15 protein-coding genes are annotated in these 17734 nt (G+C 44.1%); 6 read left to right on the top strand and 9 right to left on the bottom strand.

The genetic code is table 11. The features are described from left to right. Positions 1 to 10 precede the first annotated feature (10 nt). Genes O3651_RS09415 through O3651_RS09400 form a run of 4 tightly spaced genes read right to left on the bottom strand, consistent with a single transcriptional unit; the run spans position 11 to position 4030 of the window. The gene (locus O3651_RS09415; RefSeq protein WP_039975732.1) at positions 11 to 268 is read right to left on the bottom strand and encodes a DUF896 family protein; all 258 of its coding nucleotides are present in this window, start codon (positions 266 to 268) and stop codon (positions 11 to 13) included. 20 nt (positions 269 to 288) lie between these two features. Further along, positions 289 to 2328, bottom strand: a complete 2040-nt coding sequence (glyS, locus tag O3651_RS09410; RefSeq protein ID WP_371610253.1) for a glycine--tRNA ligase subunit beta — start codon at positions 2326 to 2328, stop codon at positions 289 to 291. A 2-nt stretch (positions 2329 to 2330) separates the two neighbouring features. Next, positions 2331 to 3248 (bottom strand): glycine--tRNA ligase subunit alpha, encoded by a 918-nt coding sequence (glyQ, locus tag O3651_RS09405; RefSeq protein ID WP_371610252.1) that lies wholly within the window; start codon positions 3246 to 3248, stop codon positions 2331 to 2333. A 20-nt stretch (positions 3249 to 3268) separates the two neighbouring features. Further along, positions 3269 to 4030: an elongation factor Tu gene (locus O3651_RS09400; protein WP_223367614.1), complete on the bottom strand. Its 762-nt coding sequence runs from the start codon at positions 4028 to 4030 to the stop codon at positions 3269 to 3271. Positions 4031 to 4611: 581 nt separating this feature from the next. Here O3651_RS09400 and O3651_RS09395 point away from each other — a divergent pair. The 5 genes from O3651_RS09395 to serS all read left to right on the top strand — a co-directional run bounded on the left by O3651_RS09395 (position 4612) and on the right by serS (position 9312). Then, positions 4612 to 5601: a PTS sugar transporter subunit IIB gene (locus tag O3651_RS09395; protein ID WP_045500729.1), complete on the top strand. Its 990-nt coding sequence runs from the start codon at positions 4612 to 4614 to the stop codon at positions 5599 to 5601. A 44-nt stretch (positions 5602 to 5645) separates the two neighbouring features. Continuing rightward, positions 5646 to 6449, top strand: a complete 804-nt coding sequence (locus tag O3651_RS09390; RefSeq protein WP_005591779.1) for a PTS mannose/fructose/sorbose transporter subunit IIC — start codon at positions 5646 to 5648, stop codon at positions 6447 to 6449. 18 nt (positions 6450 to 6467) lie between these two features. Then, positions 6468 to 7379, top strand: a complete 912-nt coding sequence (locus O3651_RS09385) for a PTS system mannose/fructose/sorbose family transporter subunit IID (protein WP_045500727.1) — start codon at positions 6468 to 6470, stop codon at positions 7377 to 7379. Positions 7380 to 7449: 70 nt separating this feature from the next. Then, complete coding sequence (locus tag O3651_RS09380; protein WP_148887451.1) at positions 7450 to 7821, top strand: DUF956 family protein; 372 nt, start codon at positions 7450 to 7452, stop codon at positions 7819 to 7821. Between the two features lie 213 nt (positions 7822 to 8034). Next, a complete protein-coding gene (gene serS, locus O3651_RS09375; RefSeq protein WP_371610251.1) occupies positions 8035 to 9312 on the top strand; it encodes a serine--tRNA ligase in 1278 nt (425 codons plus the stop codon). Positions 9313 to 9598: 286 nt separating this feature from the next. On the opposite strand, the gene O3651_RS09370 is transcribed toward serS, so the two are convergent. Continuing rightward, a complete protein-coding gene (locus tag O3651_RS09370) occupies positions 9599 to 11563 on the bottom strand; it encodes a peptide ABC transporter substrate-binding protein (protein ID WP_371610250.1) in 1965 nt (654 codons plus the stop codon). Positions 11564 to 11841: 278 nt separating this feature from the next. Here O3651_RS09370 and pbp3 point away from each other — a divergent pair, with 278 nt between their 5' ends. Next, complete coding sequence (gene pbp3 / locus O3651_RS09365; protein WP_371610249.1) at positions 11842 to 13119, top strand: D-alanyl-D-alanine carboxypeptidase PBP3; 1278 nt, start codon at positions 11842 to 11844, stop codon at positions 13117 to 13119. Positions 13120 to 13312: 193 nt separating this feature from the next. On the opposite strand, the gene sufB is transcribed toward pbp3, so the two are convergent. From sufB to sufD, 4 genes are read right to left on the bottom strand one after another with little or no spacing between them, the layout of a single operon-like run. After that, on the bottom strand, positions 13313 to 14725 hold the full coding sequence (sufB, locus tag O3651_RS09360; RefSeq protein WP_371610248.1) for a Fe-S cluster assembly protein SufB: 1413 nt from the start codon (positions 14723 to 14725) through the stop codon (positions 13313 to 13315). A 17-nt stretch (positions 14726 to 14742) separates the two neighbouring features. Continuing rightward, positions 14743 to 15180 (bottom strand): Fe-S cluster assembly sulfur transfer protein SufU, encoded by a 438-nt coding sequence (gene sufU / locus O3651_RS09355; protein ID WP_005591770.1) that lies wholly within the window; start codon positions 15178 to 15180, stop codon positions 14743 to 14745. Continuing rightward, on the bottom strand, positions 15167 to 16399 hold the full coding sequence (locus O3651_RS09350) for a cysteine desulfurase (RefSeq protein ID WP_371610247.1): 1233 nt from the start codon (positions 16397 to 16399) through the stop codon (positions 15167 to 15169). The genes sufU and O3651_RS09350 overlap by 14 nt, the downstream gene beginning before the upstream one ends. A gap of 40 nt (positions 16400 to 16439) precedes the next feature. Further along, positions 16440 to 17702, bottom strand: coding sequence for a Fe-S cluster assembly protein SufD (gene sufD, locus O3651_RS09345; protein WP_371610246.1), 1263 nt, complete (start codon positions 17700 to 17702; stop codon positions 16440 to 16442). Positions 17703 to 17734 lie beyond the last annotated feature (32 nt).

Below are 17734 nucleotides of genomic sequence, written 5' to 3'. Positions count from 1 at the left end.
TTTCTTGTTGTTATGAATTTGGATCATCTAGACTACGGCCATGAAGACCTTTCTCGCGCTGAACTTGGCGCAATTTTTCAGGCGTTACATCATTACCATCCTCGTCAACAATCTTGATGCCTTCAATATGATGGCGAACAGAACGACGGTAGCCTTCGATGTACTCTTCACGAAGCTTGGCCTGTTCCACTTTTTCCTCAGCCGTTAAGCCTTCCGTTTTTTTCTTTTTAGCCAGTTCGTTGATACGTTCAATTTTTTTAGGATCCATGATTCTACCCCTCTTACCTTTTATTTGGTATTAATCTGATTAAACTGGGCCAGCTGGCCAGCCTTGTCTGTCAAAGAAGCTAGGAGAGCTAGACGGTTGTTACGCACAGCCTCATCTTCTGCCATGACCATAGTATGGTCAAAGAAAGCATCGATAACTGGACTGAGAGCAAAGAGTTGATCCAGATTGGCAGCCAAGTTAGATGTCAGCTCCACAGCTTCAATAGCGGCAGCCAAGTCTTTTTCCTCTTGATTTTCAAAGAGAGCTGGATTGACAGCTGCCTGCCCTTGAGCTTTCTCAGCTAGATTGAAGACCCGAGATAGGCTTTCCACCGCTGACTTGAAGTTATCTTCCTGAGCTTTTTCTGCCAGAAGCCCAGCCGTTTCTACCAAATCGCGTACGACAAAGTGAGTGCTTTGAAGAACAGCCGTCACGATGTCTTTCGGAATGCTACGGTCCATCATTTTCTCAACGCGGGCACGGAAGAAGTCTAGCACTGCCTCTTGATTTTCATAACTTAGGCTATCAAATTTCAGTTCGTAAAGTCGGCTAACCAACTGAGCCAAGTCAATGTTCCAGCCGAACTTATCCAAGATACGCACAACACCCTGAGTTGCACGGCGCAGCGCATAAGGGTCATTGGAACCGCTTGGAATCAAGCCAACTGAGAAGAAGGACAGAATGGTATCCAGCTTATCAGCCAGTGCCAAGACCGCACCGACCTTGGTGTCAGGCAATTCGCCATCGGCGGATGTCGGCATATAGTGCTCCCGAATGGCAGCTGCCACCGCAGCATTCTCACCAGCCAGAAGAGCATACTTCTCACCCATGATGCCTTGCAACTCATCAAACTCACCAACCATACCAGTTAGCAAGTCAAACTTATAAATAGCTGCTGCACGAGCCAAGTCGGCTGTCTCATCAGCATCCAATCCTGCTTCTTGCGCCAAGAGAGCAGCAATCTTGCCAGTCCGCTCCATGTGCTCTGCCAGAGAGCCAATCTTTTCGTGGAAGGTCACATTGCCCAGCTTTTCAACCAAGTCGGCAATAGCTAGTTTTTGGTCTTCCCGCCAGAAGAATTCCCCATCTTCCAGACGAGCCACCAAGACTTTCTCATTTCCTTTAATGACATTTTCCAGATGCTCTGCATTTCCGTTGCGGACAGAGATGAAGTGCGGCAATAGCTTGCCTTCACTATCGCGCACAACAAAGTAACGCTGGTGCTCTTTCATGGAAGTTACTAAGACTTCCTCAGGCACCTCCAAGTATTTAGCATCAAAATTACCCAAGAAAGCAGTTGGATATTCTACCAGATTCAGAACTTCATTGAGCAAGTCTTCGTCAATCTCGATAGAAACCCCGTGCTCCTGCTCTAACGCCCGAATCTGCTCGATAATCATCTTTTCTCGTTCAAGAGGATTGGTAATGACAAACTGAGCCCGTAAGTCATCTTCATAGGAATCTGCTGAAGCAATCTGCGTTTCTTTGCCCAAGAAACGATGGCCACGGCTAGTACGGCCGCTCTTGATGTCCAAGAAATCCAAGTCAAAGGCCTGCTCATCCAAGAGCACAGTCAAAGTATGTACTGGACGGATATATTCAAAGGTGTTATTAGCCCAGTGCATGCTGACAGGGAAGGTCAAAGCTTGCAGAACTTCTGTTACTGCTGGGATGATTTCCTCTACTGGGCGGCCGATTTCTTCCTTGGTCACATAGACATATTCTTCGCCTTTGATTTCGCGGAAAGTAATGTCCTCAACCGTCAAGCCCTTGCCACGGACAAAGCCTTCGGCAGCCTTGGTAAAGTTGCCATCTGCATCCAGAGCAATTTTCTTAGAAGGACCTTTGAAATCTTCTGTCAGATCAGACTGCTTGTCCGCCAAGCCAACCACGCGCACCGCCAGACGACGAGGTGTGGAGAACATTTCAATTTTCTCAAAGGTCAGACGATGGTCTTTCAGGAAGGCTCCCATCTTGTCGCGCAGCTGCTTCATGCTCGGTGTCACGACATAGGCTGGCATTTCCTCCAAGCCTAATTCAACTAATAAATTTTTTACCATGATTATTCTCCCTCCTCTGCCAAGAGTTTCTCGCGAGTCTCTGCATCCAAAAGCGGATAGCCCAGACGCTTGCGCTCAGCCACAAAGGTCTTAGCCACAACACGCGCTAAATTCCGAATACGAGCGATATAACCAGCCCGCTCTGTCACAGATACAGCGCCACGCGCATCCAAGAGGTTAAAGGTATGCGAGCATTTGAGAACATAGTCATAGGCCGGGTGCACCAGATGATCGTCCAGACAGCACTTAGCTTCCGCTTCAAACTTCTCAAAATTCCCCAAGAGCAAGTCTTGGTCGCTGACCTCAAAACTGTATTTGGAATGCTCATACTCAGGATGAGTGAAAATTTCACCGTACTTAACACCATCAGCCCACTCAATGTCGTAAACTGAGTCCACTTCTTGGATATAAGAAGCCAGACGCTCCAGACCATAAGTCACCTCAGCTGTCACCGGTTGAGTTGGCAGACCTCCGACCTGCTGGAAGTAAGTGAACTGCGTGATTTCCATACCATCCAGCCAGACTTCCCAGCCCAGACCAGCTGAACCAGTTGACGGATTTTCCCAGTTATCCTCAACAAAGCGGATGTCATGCTCCAATGGATTGATGCCCAAGAGCTCCAAAGACTGCAAGTAAAGTTCTTGGATATTGCTTGGAGACGGCTTCATAACCACTTGAAATTGATGGTGCTGATAAAGACGGTTCGGATTTTCTCCATAACGCCCATCTGCTGGCCGGCGAGACGGCTCTACATAGGCCGCATTCCACGGCTCTGGCCCAATAGCCCGCAGGAAGGTATAGGGACTCATCGTTCCCGCCCCCTTCTCATTATCATAAGCCTGCATGAGCATACAACCTTGGTCATTCCAGAACTGCTGTAAAGTCAAAATAATTTCTTGAAATGTTAACTTCTTAGACATTTGTTACTCCTTTTGTTTGTTTATATCTCTTTGTCTATTATTTTCTGTTCTATGAACCAATCCAACAAGGGAATTGTCTTATCTGTATTTGCCCACCGATGATAAGAATCAAAGACTGCTTGCACACTTCCTAGATTTTCTACTAGCTTGTCAACTGTCAAAAAACTGCGCCAGTATTCGTAAAAAATACTAGCATAATTCCCTTGATAAGTCGAAGTACCGAAATCATTCAATGAGTGCCAACCGTGCTTTTTCTGAAAGAGCTCAACAAGAGACTGATTACAAGCTTTTTCCACTCGAAATTCCTCATCTGTAAAGAAATACTTGCGGCTAATATACTCAACCATCCCTTCTTCAAACCAGATATAGGCACCGTATCCATCAAAGTCATCTAAAAAATGCTCCGACCAATGAGCTAACTCATGGCCCACAATCTGCAAGAGAGAATTTTCAGACAAAGACTGATAGTGGTTTGCTATTGCTTGAGTTTGGTGAGAGGTATCGTAATTCTCCAACTGAAGGAGATACAAATCTTTCCAAACCGTCAATTCGGGAGTCATAACCATCCGCCTATCATTTGTATAGGCTGGTACAGGAATTTCCCGAATGATCTGCGTAGCAGAATCAAAATCGGACCAAATGATGGCTTGCGGCAAGTCATAAACCGCAAACTCGTCTTTTAAAAATGTTAGATAATCCTGCAACTTTGCGGAATTCTTTGCGACGAAATCTTGAAAAGCTGCGAATTGGTTCTCGTCTTTTACAAGATAAAAGTTCTCCACGAATCTCCTTTCTTTCGAACAATAGGTTCAGTACGCAAAAGAACCACATCCGACAGTCCTAGGCTATGCGACCTAGGGGCGTCAAAACGCGGTTCCACCCTAATTTATTACTTCATTACGTTTAAAAATGTTAACCGAAAGCGCCATCTGCACTGCTTCCCTATCTGGCTCCCACCCACCCAGACTCGCTAAAAAGTAGACAATGAGAATTCTTTCTAAAAAAGATTATAGCAGAAAATAGATGATTTGTAAAATACTTCTTGGACTTCAGCTATAAATTCTTCCTATATAAATTCACTTTCTAATCAATTTATCAGATAAGCATTTTCATAGAAATTTTCATCCACTTTCATATATTAACCTAGTTACATTAGCGATCTAATCTTCATCTAATTATTTAGTGAGAAGAAAAGATCAAAAAAGGCTGATATAACAGCGTTTTTCACTAGAAATAGAATTTGAAAATAATTGTCGCCTCGATTCAGGTACTTGCATTTTTCATGAAAACGTTTTATAATAATAGTTAGCCTTAAAGTTTTCTTAAACTTAAGTCAAACATTTTATAAGGAGGAAAAACAATAATGAGTATTGGAATCATTATTGCCAGCCACGGTGAATTTGCTGCCGGCATTCATCAGTCAGGTTCTATGATTTTTGGTGAGCAAGAAAAAGTTCAAGTTGTAACTTTCATGCCAAACGAAGGTCCTGATGATCTGTATGCAAAATTCAATGACGCTGTGGCTTCGTTTGATGCGAACGATGAGGTATTGGTCTTGGCTGACCTTTGGAGTGGGTCTCCATTTAACCAAGCTAGCCGTGTCATGGGTGAAAATCCAGACCGCAAGTTCGCGATTATTACAGGTTTGAACCTGCCTATGCTAATTCAAGCCTACACAGAGCGCATGATGGATGCAAACGCTGGCGTAGATGCTGTCGTTGCAAACATTATCAAGGAAGCTAAGGAAGGTGTCAAAGCACTTCCAGAAGAGCTAAATCCAGTCTTAGAAAGCGCTGCTCCTGCTGCTGAACCAGTTGCTCAAGCAGCTATCCCAGAAGGAACTGTTATCGGAGACGGCAAGCTCAAAATCAACCTTGCTCGTATCGATACACGTTTGTTGCACGGACAAGTTGCAACAGCTTGGACTCCAGATTCAAAAGCAGACCGTATCATCGTTGCTTCTGACTCTGTAGCTAAAGATGAACTTCGTAAAGAGCTCATCAAACAAGCTGCACCTGGTAATGTTAAAGCAAACGTTGTTCCAATTGATAAGCTGATTGCTGTTTCAAAAGATCCACGCTTTGGTAATACGCACGCTCTTATCTTATTTGAAACTCCGCAAGATGCCCTACGCGCTATCGAAGGCGGTGTGCCAATCAAGACCCTCAACGTCGGCTCAATGGCTCACTCAACTGGTAAGACAATGGTCAACAACGTTCTGTCAATGGACAAGGACGACGTGGCAACTTACGAAAAATTGCGTGACCTCGGAGTTGAATTCGACGTACGTAAAGTACCAAATGATTCTAAGAAAGATTTGTTTGACTTAATTAACAAAGCCAACGTTCAATAATATAAAACGTTTCGCTCTCATATTATTATGAAAGGATTTAAAACATGTCTATTATTTCTATGGTTTTAGTAGTCTTTGTTGCCTTCCTAGCTGGTCTTGAAGGTATCTTGGACCAATTCCAATTCCACCAACCATTGGTTGCATGTACCTTGATCGGTCTTGTAACTGGTAACTTAACTGCTGGTGTTATCCTTGGCGGATCTCTTCAAATGATCGCTCTTGGTTGGGCTAACATCGGTGCTGCCGTTGCTCCTGACGCTGCCTTGGCTTCAGTTGCCGCTGCCATCATCATGGTTCAAGGTGGAGATTTCACTGACAAAGGTATCACAGTTGCAACTACAATCGCGATTCCTCTTGCCGTAGCTGGTCTCTTCCTGACTATGATTGTACGTACTATCTCTGTTGCCTTGGTTCACGCTGCAGACTCTGCTGCTAAAAAAGGCGACTTTGCTAGCGTTGAACGCGCGCACTTTGTAGCTCTCCTTCTCCAAGGACTTCGTATCGCTATCCCTGCAGCCCTTCTTCTTGCTATCCCTGCAGAAGCAGTGCAAAAATTGCTTGCTATGATGCCTGATTGGTTGGCAGGTGGTATGGCTGTCGGCGGGGGAATGGTTGTTGCCGTTGGTTACGCTATGGTTATCAACATGATGGCAACTCGCGAAGTATGGCCATTCTTTGCTATCGGTTTTGCTCTTGCTGCTGTTAGCCAATTGACTTTGATTGCCCTCGGTGCTATCGGTGTAGCAATCGCCCTTATCTACCTCAACCTTTCTAAGAAAGGCGGAAACGGTGGTGGCGGTTCTGCTACATCTAACGACCCAATCGGCGATATCCTAGAAGACTACTAAGAAAGGAGCTGCTATATCATGACTGAAAAAATTCAATTATCTAAATCAGACCGTCAAAAAGTTTGGTGGCGTTCTACTTTCTTGCAAGGTTCTTGGAACTATGAACGTATGCAAAACTTGGGTTGGGCTTATTCTTTAATTCCAGCTCTCAAGAAACTTTACACTAAAAAAGAAGATCAAGCTGCTGCTCTTGAGCGTCACTTGGAATTCTTCAATACTCACCCATACGTTGCTGCTCCAATCATCGGTGTAACACTCGCCCTTGAAGAAGAAAAAGCAAACGGTGCAGAAATTGACGATGCAGCTATCCAAGGGGTTAAAATCGGTATGATGGGACCTTTGGCTGGTATCGGTGACCCTGTCTTCTGGTTCACAGTTCGTCCGATCCTTGGAGCACTCGGTGCATCTCTTGCTCTGTCAGGAAATATCATCGGTCCACTCCTCTTCTTCGTTCTTTGGAACGCAATCCGTATGGCCTTCTTGTGGTACACTCAAGAATTGGGCTACAAGGCTGGTTCTGAAATCACTAAAGACATGTCTGGTGGTATCCTTCAAGACATCACTAAAGGTGCTTCAATCCTTGGTATGTTTATCTTGGCTGTTTTGGTAGCACGCTGGGTAAACGTTAGCTTCGCGCTTCAATTGCCATCTACAAAACTCTCTGAGGGAGCTTACATCAACTTCCCTAAAGGTGCTGTAACTGGCGAGCAACTTCAAAAAATCTTGGGTGATGTTGCAGGCGGATTGAGCTTGACTCCTGAAAAAGCAAATACCCTTCAAGGACAAATTAACTCTTTGATTCCAGGTTTGATGGGACTTCTCCTTACCTTCCTCTGCATGTGGTTGCTTAAGAAGAAAGTTTCTCCAATCACAATCATCATCGGACTTTTCGTTGTCGGTATCGTTGCTCGCCTTATTGGTTTGATGTAATAAAAAAGAAGGTTTCGGCCTTCTTTTTATTATGGTATAATAGCTATAGTATTTAAAAGGGAGATGTTCTATGGCGCAATCGCAAAATAAATCGATTGAATTTCAAACGACAGGGGTTTCCTATCTGGGTTTAGGTGGCAAGGTTGGGAAGTTTTTGATCGGTGATGTCGCACTGGAATTCTACGCCGACGCTAATGTAGAAGACTATATCCAGCTGCCTTGGTCTAGCATCCAGCAGATCGGTGCCAATGTCTCTGGGAAAAATATCAGTCGCCATTTTGAAGTGTTTACAGACAAGGGTAAGTTTCTCTTTGCCTCCAAGGACACTGGAAAGATTCTCAAAATTGCACGGCAACATATCGGAAATGAGAAAGTTGTCAAATTGCCTACTTTGATCCAAACAATTGGCCAATTCTTTAAAAATCTATTTGCAAAAAAATAGAAAATCCTGTATAATCTAGGAAACGGATAAGTAAGACTATCGCTTCTTTCAGAAAGTCTGCGGGTGCTGCGAGCAGATAGGAGCCTAGTGTGAAATTCTACCGTTGCAATACAACTACATACATAATCAAGTGCACACCTGTGAAGTTGGATGGAACCGCGGCCTAGCCGCTCCAACAGTTTCCTCGGTGTGCTTTTATTTTTTGGAGGTTTTATGTTAGATTTAAAACGTATTCGGACAGACTTTGATGCTGTCGCAGAGAAATTAGCTACCCGTGGCGTAGCAGCTGATGTGCTCAATCAAATGAAGGAAATTGATGAGCAAAGACGTGATTTGTTGGTAAAAGTAGAAAATCTCAAAGCCGAACGCAACACCGTTTCTGCTGAAATTGCCCAAGCTAAACGCAACAAAGAAAATGCAGATGACAAGATTGCAGCCATGCAAAAACTATCTGCCCAAGTCAAGGACTTGGATGCTACTTTGGATGAATTGGATGCTAAACTAACCGAGTTCACTACAACCCTGCCAAACATTCCGCACGATAGCGTACCAGTCGGGGCAGACGAGGATGACAATGTAGAAGTCCGCCGCTGGGGTACACCTCGCCAATTTGACTTTGAAGCTAAGGCGCACTGGGATTTGGGCGAAGACTTGGATATTCTGGACTGGGAACGTGGCGCAAAAGTTACTGGAGCCCGCTTCCTCTTCTACAAGGGCTTGGGTGCTCGTTTGGAACGCGCTATCTACAACTTCATGCTGGATGAGCATGGCAAAGAAGGCTATACAGAAGTCATCACTCCCTATATGGTCAACCATGACTCTATGTTTGGTACTGGACAATATCCTAAGTTCAAAGAAGATACCTTTGAGCTAAGTGATACTAACTTCGTTCTGATTCCGACTGCTGAAGTTCCGCTGACCAACTACTATCGAGATGAAATTTTAGATGGCAAAGAATTGCCAATCTACTTCACAGCTATGAGCCCATCATTCCGCTCTGAAGCTGGCTCTGCTGGTCGTGACACGCGCGGTCTCATCCGCCTGCACCAATTCCACAAGGTTGAAATGGTCAAATTTGCCAAGCCAGAAGAATCTTATGAAGAGCTAGAAAAGATGACTGCCAATGCAGAAAACATCCTACAAAAGCTCAATCTGCCTTACCGTGTCGTTGCTCTCTCTACTGGCGACATGGGCTTCTCAGCTGCTAAAACCTACGACTTGGAAGTCTGGATTCCAGCTCAGAACACCTACCGTGAAATCTCTAGCTGCTCTAACACAGAAGATTTCCAAGCTCGTCGAGCACAAATCCGCTACCGTGACGAAGCAGATGGCAAGGTCAAACTCCTTCATACTCTCAACGGGTCTGGACTGGCTGTTGGACGCACAGTCGCTGCTATCTTAGAAAATTACCAAAATGAAGATGGTTCTGTGACCATTCCTGAAGTTCTACGTCCTTACATGGGCGGTTTGGAAGTCATCACACCAAAATAAGCAACGAAAGGTCCGAAACAATCGGACCTTTTCTTATTCTATCTGAGGAAAAATCCAACAGTTCAAAAAATAAACGAAATATAGGATTTTCTACTTTAAAAGAGAGTGGGACAGAAATCGGTAATTCGTTAGAATTCGATTTCGTCGTCCCACCTCCGCACAGTTGAGTAGGGCTGTAAAAGATGATGAAATCAGCGTAGTAGAGCCCACTCAGCCACTGCGTCTTGCTCGACAATCCAAAGACAATTGAGAGGCTAGGACTTTTGTCCCAGCCTCTTTATATATTTTATTTCTTTTCGATATGATCTGCTAGCTCTTCTTGGGCTTTTTTATTTGATTCTTCTTTTTCTTTTTCCCATTTTTCCAATGCTTTTTGATAATCAGCTACTGTCAGAACTTTATCTTGAAGCTCCATTCCCTTAAATACATAGACATCACCCTTGATACCTACATAAGAGTAGGCTTTGGTAAATGGTACAACCTTTTGAACCATTGGTGAAGCACCTGCAGAAATAGATGGGATCACAATAGAACTATCTGTTAACCAAGCCTGCGCTGCTGCATACTTCGTATAGCGAGCATTGGTATCTTGCTTTTCTGCATCTGCCTGATCCAAAAGCGCTTTGTAGTCCGTTAAACCAACCTTAGAAGCAAGATCTTGGTTTTGACCTTTTGTCAGACCAATATTGTCCAAGATATCCCCTGTCTCTGGGTTAAAGATATTCAGATAAGTCACTGGGTCTTGGTAGTCTGCTGACCAACCAGACATATTGAGGTCATAGTCCTTTTGAGCAGCTGTTTCTGCAAAGTAAGTAGAGTTATCAAAATCGTCTGATGACATTTGATGCACGTCAATCACAACGTTTTCTTGGCCTAGAGCTGCCTCAACAGATTGTTTGAAGGAGTTGGTCCGCTGCACCATGATTTTATCAGTTTGGTCAACTGGTACATCTAGATGAATTGGGAATTCAACTCCCTGTGCTTGCAAAGCTTCTTTAGCTTTAGCAAATTCTGCCTTGGCCTTTTCTGGGTTGTAGATGCTATCTTGGGCATCAGCTAATTTGACACCTTGCCATTCATCTCCATAAGAAGCTAACTGTGATTCAACGATATCTGAGAAGTCCTTGCCATCTACTTGCACAAAACTAGGAGGTACAAGCAGGCTTCTGATGATCTTCGTTGCTCCTTCATTACCATTCATCTGGGCACCAAAGGATTTACGGTCAAAAGCAAAGTTGATTGCTTGGCGGAAGTCCTTATTTTGAATTGCTTCTTTGCTGGCAGCTTTTTGGGCATCTGTCTTAGAAGTGTGGCTATAAGCCTGACGATTCAAGTTAAAGGCATAGAAATAGCTAGTTGAGTTTTGTGGAGTAAAGATGATGTTGTCTTTGTATTTCTTTTCTACTGATGCATAGTTTGAGCTAGTCGGATAGAGACGAGCTTGTGTGTAAGCACCATCAGTAAAGTTACGGATCAATGACTCCTGGTCAGAACCATCATAGTAAGTCAGCTTGACATCTTCGATCTTCACATTATCCTTGTCCCAATAGTTTTGGTTTTTAGAATATTCGATAACAGACTTAGAAGTAAATGACTTTAATACATATGGACCATTGTAGAGGATACCGGAAGGTTTCACGGTACCAAAGTCCTTGCCTTCTTTCTTCAGAAATTCTTCGTTAATTGGGAAGAGAATGCCCATCGTTGTCTTAGAATTCCAGTAGCTTTCTGGCTGATTCAGGGTGTATTGGACTGTATAGTCATCGATTGCCTTGACACCGACAGTAGAGAAATCATTGCTTTCCCCTTTGATATAAGCATCTAATCCCTTGATAGAGTTTTGCACGATTGGTAATGCTTCTGATTTTTCATCTGCAGCGTGCTTGAGCCCTGTTACAAAGTCTTGTGCCTTGACAGCAGCATATTCTTCACCTTCTGCTGTGTACCATTTAGCATCCTTACGCAACTTATAAGTATAAGTTAGGCCATCTTTAGACACAGTCCAGTCTTCAGCCAATGAAGGGATAAGATTCCCATATTGATCATTTTCTAAAAGACCGTCGACCAAATTGGCAATAACGTCAGAAGTGGAGGAACGATTGGAATTTACATAATCCAATGTATCTGGATCTGTATTATAGACATAAGAATATGTCTTTGCCGAGCTGGTGCTTGGCTTGCCACAAGCAGCTAAGAATAGCGCTGATGCTGCAACCAAACCAGTAATAGCCAACCATTTAGATTTTTTCATGAGCAAATCTCCTTCTTTAGATTATGTATTATTATACATCATTTCTAGACAAATACAAGTCTTATTTTAGAAAAATTTAAATTTCTATGCATTTTTCTTATTCTTATTGAAACAAAATATAGGAAAATTTCTATGCATTTTCATATATTTTCATAAAAATACAAAAAATATTATAAATAATAACCTGTTCAATATTTTACAAGGATTCTTGAATAGGATTATCAAAATATCGGCTTTTTTATGTTACAATAGATTTATTACTAATCTAGGGGAAAGAAATGAAAAAATTTTTTGTATTCCTACTGCTATTCTTTGGTCTGATTGCCAAGCCTGTTCTAGCAGATGACTATGAAATTGCCGCTAAAAGCGCCATTGCTGTCGATGCAAACTCAGGAAAAATCCTCTATGAAAAGGAGGCTACAAGCCCACTAGAAGTCGGTGCTATTACTAACATCCTGACTGCTTATCTGGTTTACGAGGCCATTGCTGATGGTAAATTGAGCCTAGAAACTGAGGTTGATATCTCTGATTATGCTTACCAGCTGACAGTAAATCCCTCTATTGCGAACCTGCCTCTGGAAGCGAGACGCTACAAGGTAAAGGACTTACTGAATGCCTCTCTTTTGGCCAGTGCCAACAGCGCCACTATCGCTCTGGCAGAAAAAGTTGCTGGAAGTGAAGAAAATTTTGTCAAAATGATGAAAGCCAAACTCAAGGAATGGAATATTTCTGATGCAACCATTGTAAATGCTACTGGTACAGATATTCGTTTACTAGATGGTTCGCTAGAAACTACCAATACCGAAGAGGAGTCCGCAGAGAATTCTAAAAGCAAGAAAAAACAAGAGACTGTCAATAAGTTCAGTGCTTATGATATAGCTGTGATTGCCTCACATCTGATTGATGACTACCCAGAAGTCCTTAGCATCACTTCCAAATCTCATGTAAATTTTGCAGGAATCCAACTAGAAAATCCCAACTTAATGTTGGAAGGTTCTCCTAGTTTTCGGACGGGAGTGAAGGGTTTGAAGACAGGAGGATCTGAGCAGAATGGTGTTTCATTTGTAGGTGTAACAAGCGAAAAAGGAATGCGATTGATTACAGTCGTTTTAGGGGTCGCACAGGAAGATAACGACCCTAATACCCGTTTTGGCGTTACATCTAGCCTAATGACCTACGTTACACAAAATTTCTCTCCGACGGTCTTGGTCAAGAAAGGCGAACGATATAATGACTCACAAGTAGCCATTAGAGACAGCCAAGAGGATAAGGTCGCTGCAGTTGCCAGTGAGGACTTGGTAATCTTAGAAAGGATAGCCAATCAGGCTGAACATAAAGTCACCTTTACTCCAAGCCCGCAGGAGCTGCAGGCCCCTTTGAAAAAGGGTAGTGTAGTGGGCACCCTCACTTATACAGATTCTGAACCGATCGGCCAGGGCTACATTGAAAATAAGAAAACTTCTATTTCTATGGTCACAGAAAAAAAGGTTGAAAAAGCGATCATTTTCAAAGTCTGGTGGAACGATTTCATCCGCTTTGTCAATGAGAAGTTATAAAAGAAATACCGCGAATCAATTGATTCGCGGTTATTTGTATGGTTTGTAAACGTTTAACGTAATCAAAAAAAGTTCTTTGAGGATTAACTCGCAATCGAGTATTCTGCTACTGTTTAACAGGTACTCTGAATCTTTTAAACACTTTGCTTAAGCAAAGATTTATTCACAATTAAAAAGAGGCCAACGCCTCTTTTTATCCAACAGACCCTTCCATTTCATAGCTGATGAGACGGTTCAGCTCAACAGCATATTCCATAGGCAGTTCTTTGGTAAAAGGCTCGACAAAGCCCATGACAATCATTTCGGTAGCTTCGGATTCGGACAAGCCACGGCTCATGAGATAGTAGAGCTGCTCTTCTGAAATCTTAGAAACTTTAGCTTCATGCTCCAAAGCCACTTGCGAGTTGTGTATTTCATTAAATGGAATAGTGTCTGATGCAGACAAATCGTCCATGATAATAGTATCACACTCGATATGGCTGACAGATTTCTTAGAATTGCGAGCAAAAGTCACTTGTCCGCGGTAGTCTACCTTACCTCCGCCCTTGGAAATGGACTTGGAAACAATAGACGAGCTAGTGTGTGGCGCATTGTGGATCATCTTAGCCCCTGTATCCTGATGCTGACCAGCATTGGCAAATGCGATAGAAAGCATGGTACCACGCGCTCCTTCTCCGTCCAGATAAACAGATGGGTACTTCATGGTTGTTTTGGCACCCAAATTTCCATCGATCCACTCAACCGTCGCATCTTTCATAGCCCGCGCTCGTTTAGTTACAAGGTTGTAGACATTATCTGACCAGTTTTGAATGGTCGTATAGCGCATATAGGCACCGTCAAGGGCAAAAATTTCAACAATGGCCGCATGCAAGCTGTTACTTGAATAAGTAGGCGCTGTACACCCTTCTACGTAGTGAACACTTGCTCCCTCGTCAACGATAATCAAGGTCCGCTCAAACTGACCGGAATTTTCATTGTTGATACGGAAGTAGGTTTGAAGTGGAATGTCTACCTTAACACCTTTTGGCACATAGATAAAGGTACCACCAGACCAGACGGCGGAGTTAAGGGCAGCCAACTTGTTGTCTGTTGGCGGAACCAACTTAGCAAAATACTGCTTGAAGAGCTCTGGGTATTCCTTAAGAGCTGAGTCAGTATCTGTAAAGACGATTCCTAGCTTTTGGAACTCTTCCTTCATATTGTGGTAGACCACTTCGGACTCATACTGGGCAGCTGCACCAGCAAGGTAAGCTCGCTCCGCTTCTGGGATCCCAATCCGCTCAAAGGTTTCCTTGATCTTCTCAGGCACTTCATCCCAGCTTCTAGCAGGCTTATCAGAAGCCTTTTGGTAATAAATCAAGTCATCAAAATTAATTTCTGACAAATCTGGACCCCAAGTCTGCATCGGCATTTTCTTGAAAACCTCGTAGGACTTAAGGCGGAAATCCAACATCCACTCCGGTTCACCCTTGGCTGCAGAAAGCTCACGAATAACCGCTTCATTCAACCCTTTCCCTGTCGAGAGAACAGGCTCAACATCGTCATGGAAACCAAACTTATACTCACCTAGATCAATCGGTTTTGGTTCTACTCTTTCTTCTGACATAATTTCCTTTCACATTCTTACTTTTTATCTTCTTCAATTGCTCGCTTGAGGGCATTCCAGCCCAAGGTCGCACACTTAATCCGCTGCGGGAATTTGGCAACGCCTGCTAAAAAGGCGCCATCGCCCAATTCTTTCTGGCGACTGTCTTCTTGGCCCTGAACCATCTGTGAGAAAACTTCTGCCAATTCCAGCGCCTGCTTTTTTGTCTTGCCCAGAACCGCATCCGTCATCATACTGGCCGAAGCCGTTGAGATAGTACAGCCTGAATTAACAAATGCAATATCTTCAATCTGATTTTCAGCATTAAACTTCACAGACAGACTAATGACATCGCCACAGGTCGGGTTATTGAGAACTACTTGCTCCACATCTTCCAACTTACCATGATGATGGGGGTGAGCTGAGTGGTCGGTCACAACCGCCTTGTAAAGACTGTCTAACTTAGAAAGCGCCATTGAAAAACTCCTTTGTCTTTTCTAAAGCATCCACCAGCTTGTCGCAATCCGCATAGGTATTGTAGATGTAAAAGCTGGCCCGCACAGTCGCTGGCACCTGCAGATAGGTAAGCAGAGGCTGGGCACAATGGTGACCCGCCCGAACAGCCACTCCCTCATAGTCTAGAGCCGTCGCAACATCATGCGGATGGAGACCAACCAGATTGAAGGCAATCACGCCTGAGCGCTGGGCCAAATCCTGAGAACCATAAATGGTCAAGCCTTCCACCGCCTGCAACTTAGGAAATACGTAGGCAATCAGGTCCTGCTCATGCTGAGCAATGGCTTCCATGTCCAAGTCTTCCAAATAATCAATGGCCGCTGCAAGACCGATTGCTCCTGCCATATTTGGCGTTCCGGCCTCAAACTTCCAAGGAAGCTCCTTCCAAGTCGCCTCCTGCTCATAGACGAAATCAATCATTTCGCCGCCGAACTCAACTGGCGACATCTCTTCTAGCAGCTCTTCCTTTCCATAGAGAACCCCAATGCCGGTAGGCCCAGCCATCTTATGCCCCGAAAAGGCGAAGAAGTCCACATCCAAATCCTGTACATCAATCTTCATATGCGGAATGGATTGAGCCCCATCTACCACCAAAATTGCTCCTTGCTGATGAACCAATTGGGCAATCTCCTTGATGGGATTGATGACACCGAGGACATTGGAAGCATGAGCCAGAGAGACAAACTTTGTCCGCTCACTGAGCTTAGCACGGAAATCCTCCATATCCAGAGCACCGTCCTTGAGATAGACATAGACCAGCTTGGCTCCAGTCTTCCTACATGCTTCCTGCCAGGGAATGACATTAGAATGGTGCTCCATGATAGAAATCATCACTTCATCACCAGGCTGCAGTCGTTCAGCCGCAAACTGAGACACCCAATTGAGACTCGTCGTAGTTCCTCGTGTAAAGAGAACTTCACTGCTAGAAGCTGCATTGATAAAAGAGCGAACTCTTTCTCTGGCTGCTTCATAGGCCGCTGTCGCTCGCTCGGCTAGCGTATGCACACCGCGGTGGACATTGGCATTGTCTCTAAGATAGTAGTTTTCAATAGCCGCTAGCACCTGCTTGGGTTTCTGGGTTGTCGCCGCATTGTCCAAATAAACCAAAGGCTCATCATTGACAATTTGGTCCAAAATGGGAAAATCTTGCTTGATTGCTTCTGCATTAAATCCAGACATGAAGACTCCTATCTACTTATACGGGACAAGGCCCAGCTTTTTATCTTTTTGCGAGAATAATATCGATATTTTCAATCATTTCATCACGGACTTCCTTAACAGGGATTTCTACAATCACTGAGCCCAAGAAGCCACGTACGACCAAGCGTTCTGCCGTCGCCTTATCAAGACCCCGACTCATGAGGTAATACATATCTTCTGGATCCACCTGACCGATAGAAGCTGCGTGACCAGCTGTCACATCGTTTTCATCAATCAAGAGGATTGGATTAGCATCTGAGCGTGCTTGGTCAGACAGCATGAGAACCCGGCTTTCCTGCTGAGCGTCTGCACCCTTAGCACCCTTAATAATATGGCCGATACCATTGAAGGTCAAGGTTCCTTTTTCCAGGATAACCCCGTGCTGCAGGATATTTCCGATAGAGTTGCAGCCATAATTAGTTACGCGGGTGTCAATTCCCTGAACCTGTTTGCCACTCGAGAGCGCCACTACTTTCATATCCGCATGGCTTCCCTTACCATAGAGATCGCTGTCAAAGTCAGCCACGACATTGCCTTCGTTCATAACACCGATAGCCCAGTCAATCATGGCATCATTGTCCAGCTTACCGCGACGGCTGATATAAGCCGTTACATTTTCGCCCAAACGATCAATAGCTGAAAACTTAATCTGAGCTCCAGCCTGGGCAATGACTTCAACAGTGATATTGGCAGTTGCAGGAACAGATCCCTCACCGTAAGTTTCCAAACGTTCCAAGTAGTTAACCTTGGAATGCTTGCCTGCGATAATCAAAATATGCTTGTTAAAAGGAACATCGCTTTCGCTGTCCTGATAAAAAATTCCTTCAATCGGCTGGTCAATCTCAACATTGTCCGGCACATAAAGCACCGCACCACTGTTGAAGTAGGCCGTATGGTAAGCCGCCAATTTGTCCTCGTCATACTTGACTGCGGACATGAAATGCTTCTCCACCAGCTCTGGAATTTCTTCCAAAGCAGAGTGGAAATCAGTGAAGACCACACCTTGCTCTGCCAAATCAGCTGGCAGCTGCTCAAGGACAGTTTGGGTTCCCATTTGGATGAATTTGAGATTGTCTCCAAGAGCCATGAAATCCGGCACATTGATCAAAGGCTCGCTATCAGAAATTCGTCCGTCTCCCAGATTCCAGCGGTGAAACTTGACCCGCTCAATAACTGGCAAGTCTAGCTGATCAATCTTGTCAAAAGCCTTTTGACGAAGATCAGCCAACCATGCTGGTTCTGCATGAAGCTGTGAAAATTCTTGAATCAATTCTTTTGTCATGTCATTCTCCTATCTTTTATCAAAGTCAAAAG

Source organism: Streptococcus sp. 27098_8_73, from assembly GCF_041432495.1.
In the GTDB taxonomy this organism is placed as follows: domain Bacteria; phylum Bacillota; class Bacilli; order Lactobacillales; family Streptococcaceae; genus Streptococcus.
Note: the sequence above shows the minus strand (reverse complement) of the source record. Positions and strands in the feature narration are given on the sequence as shown.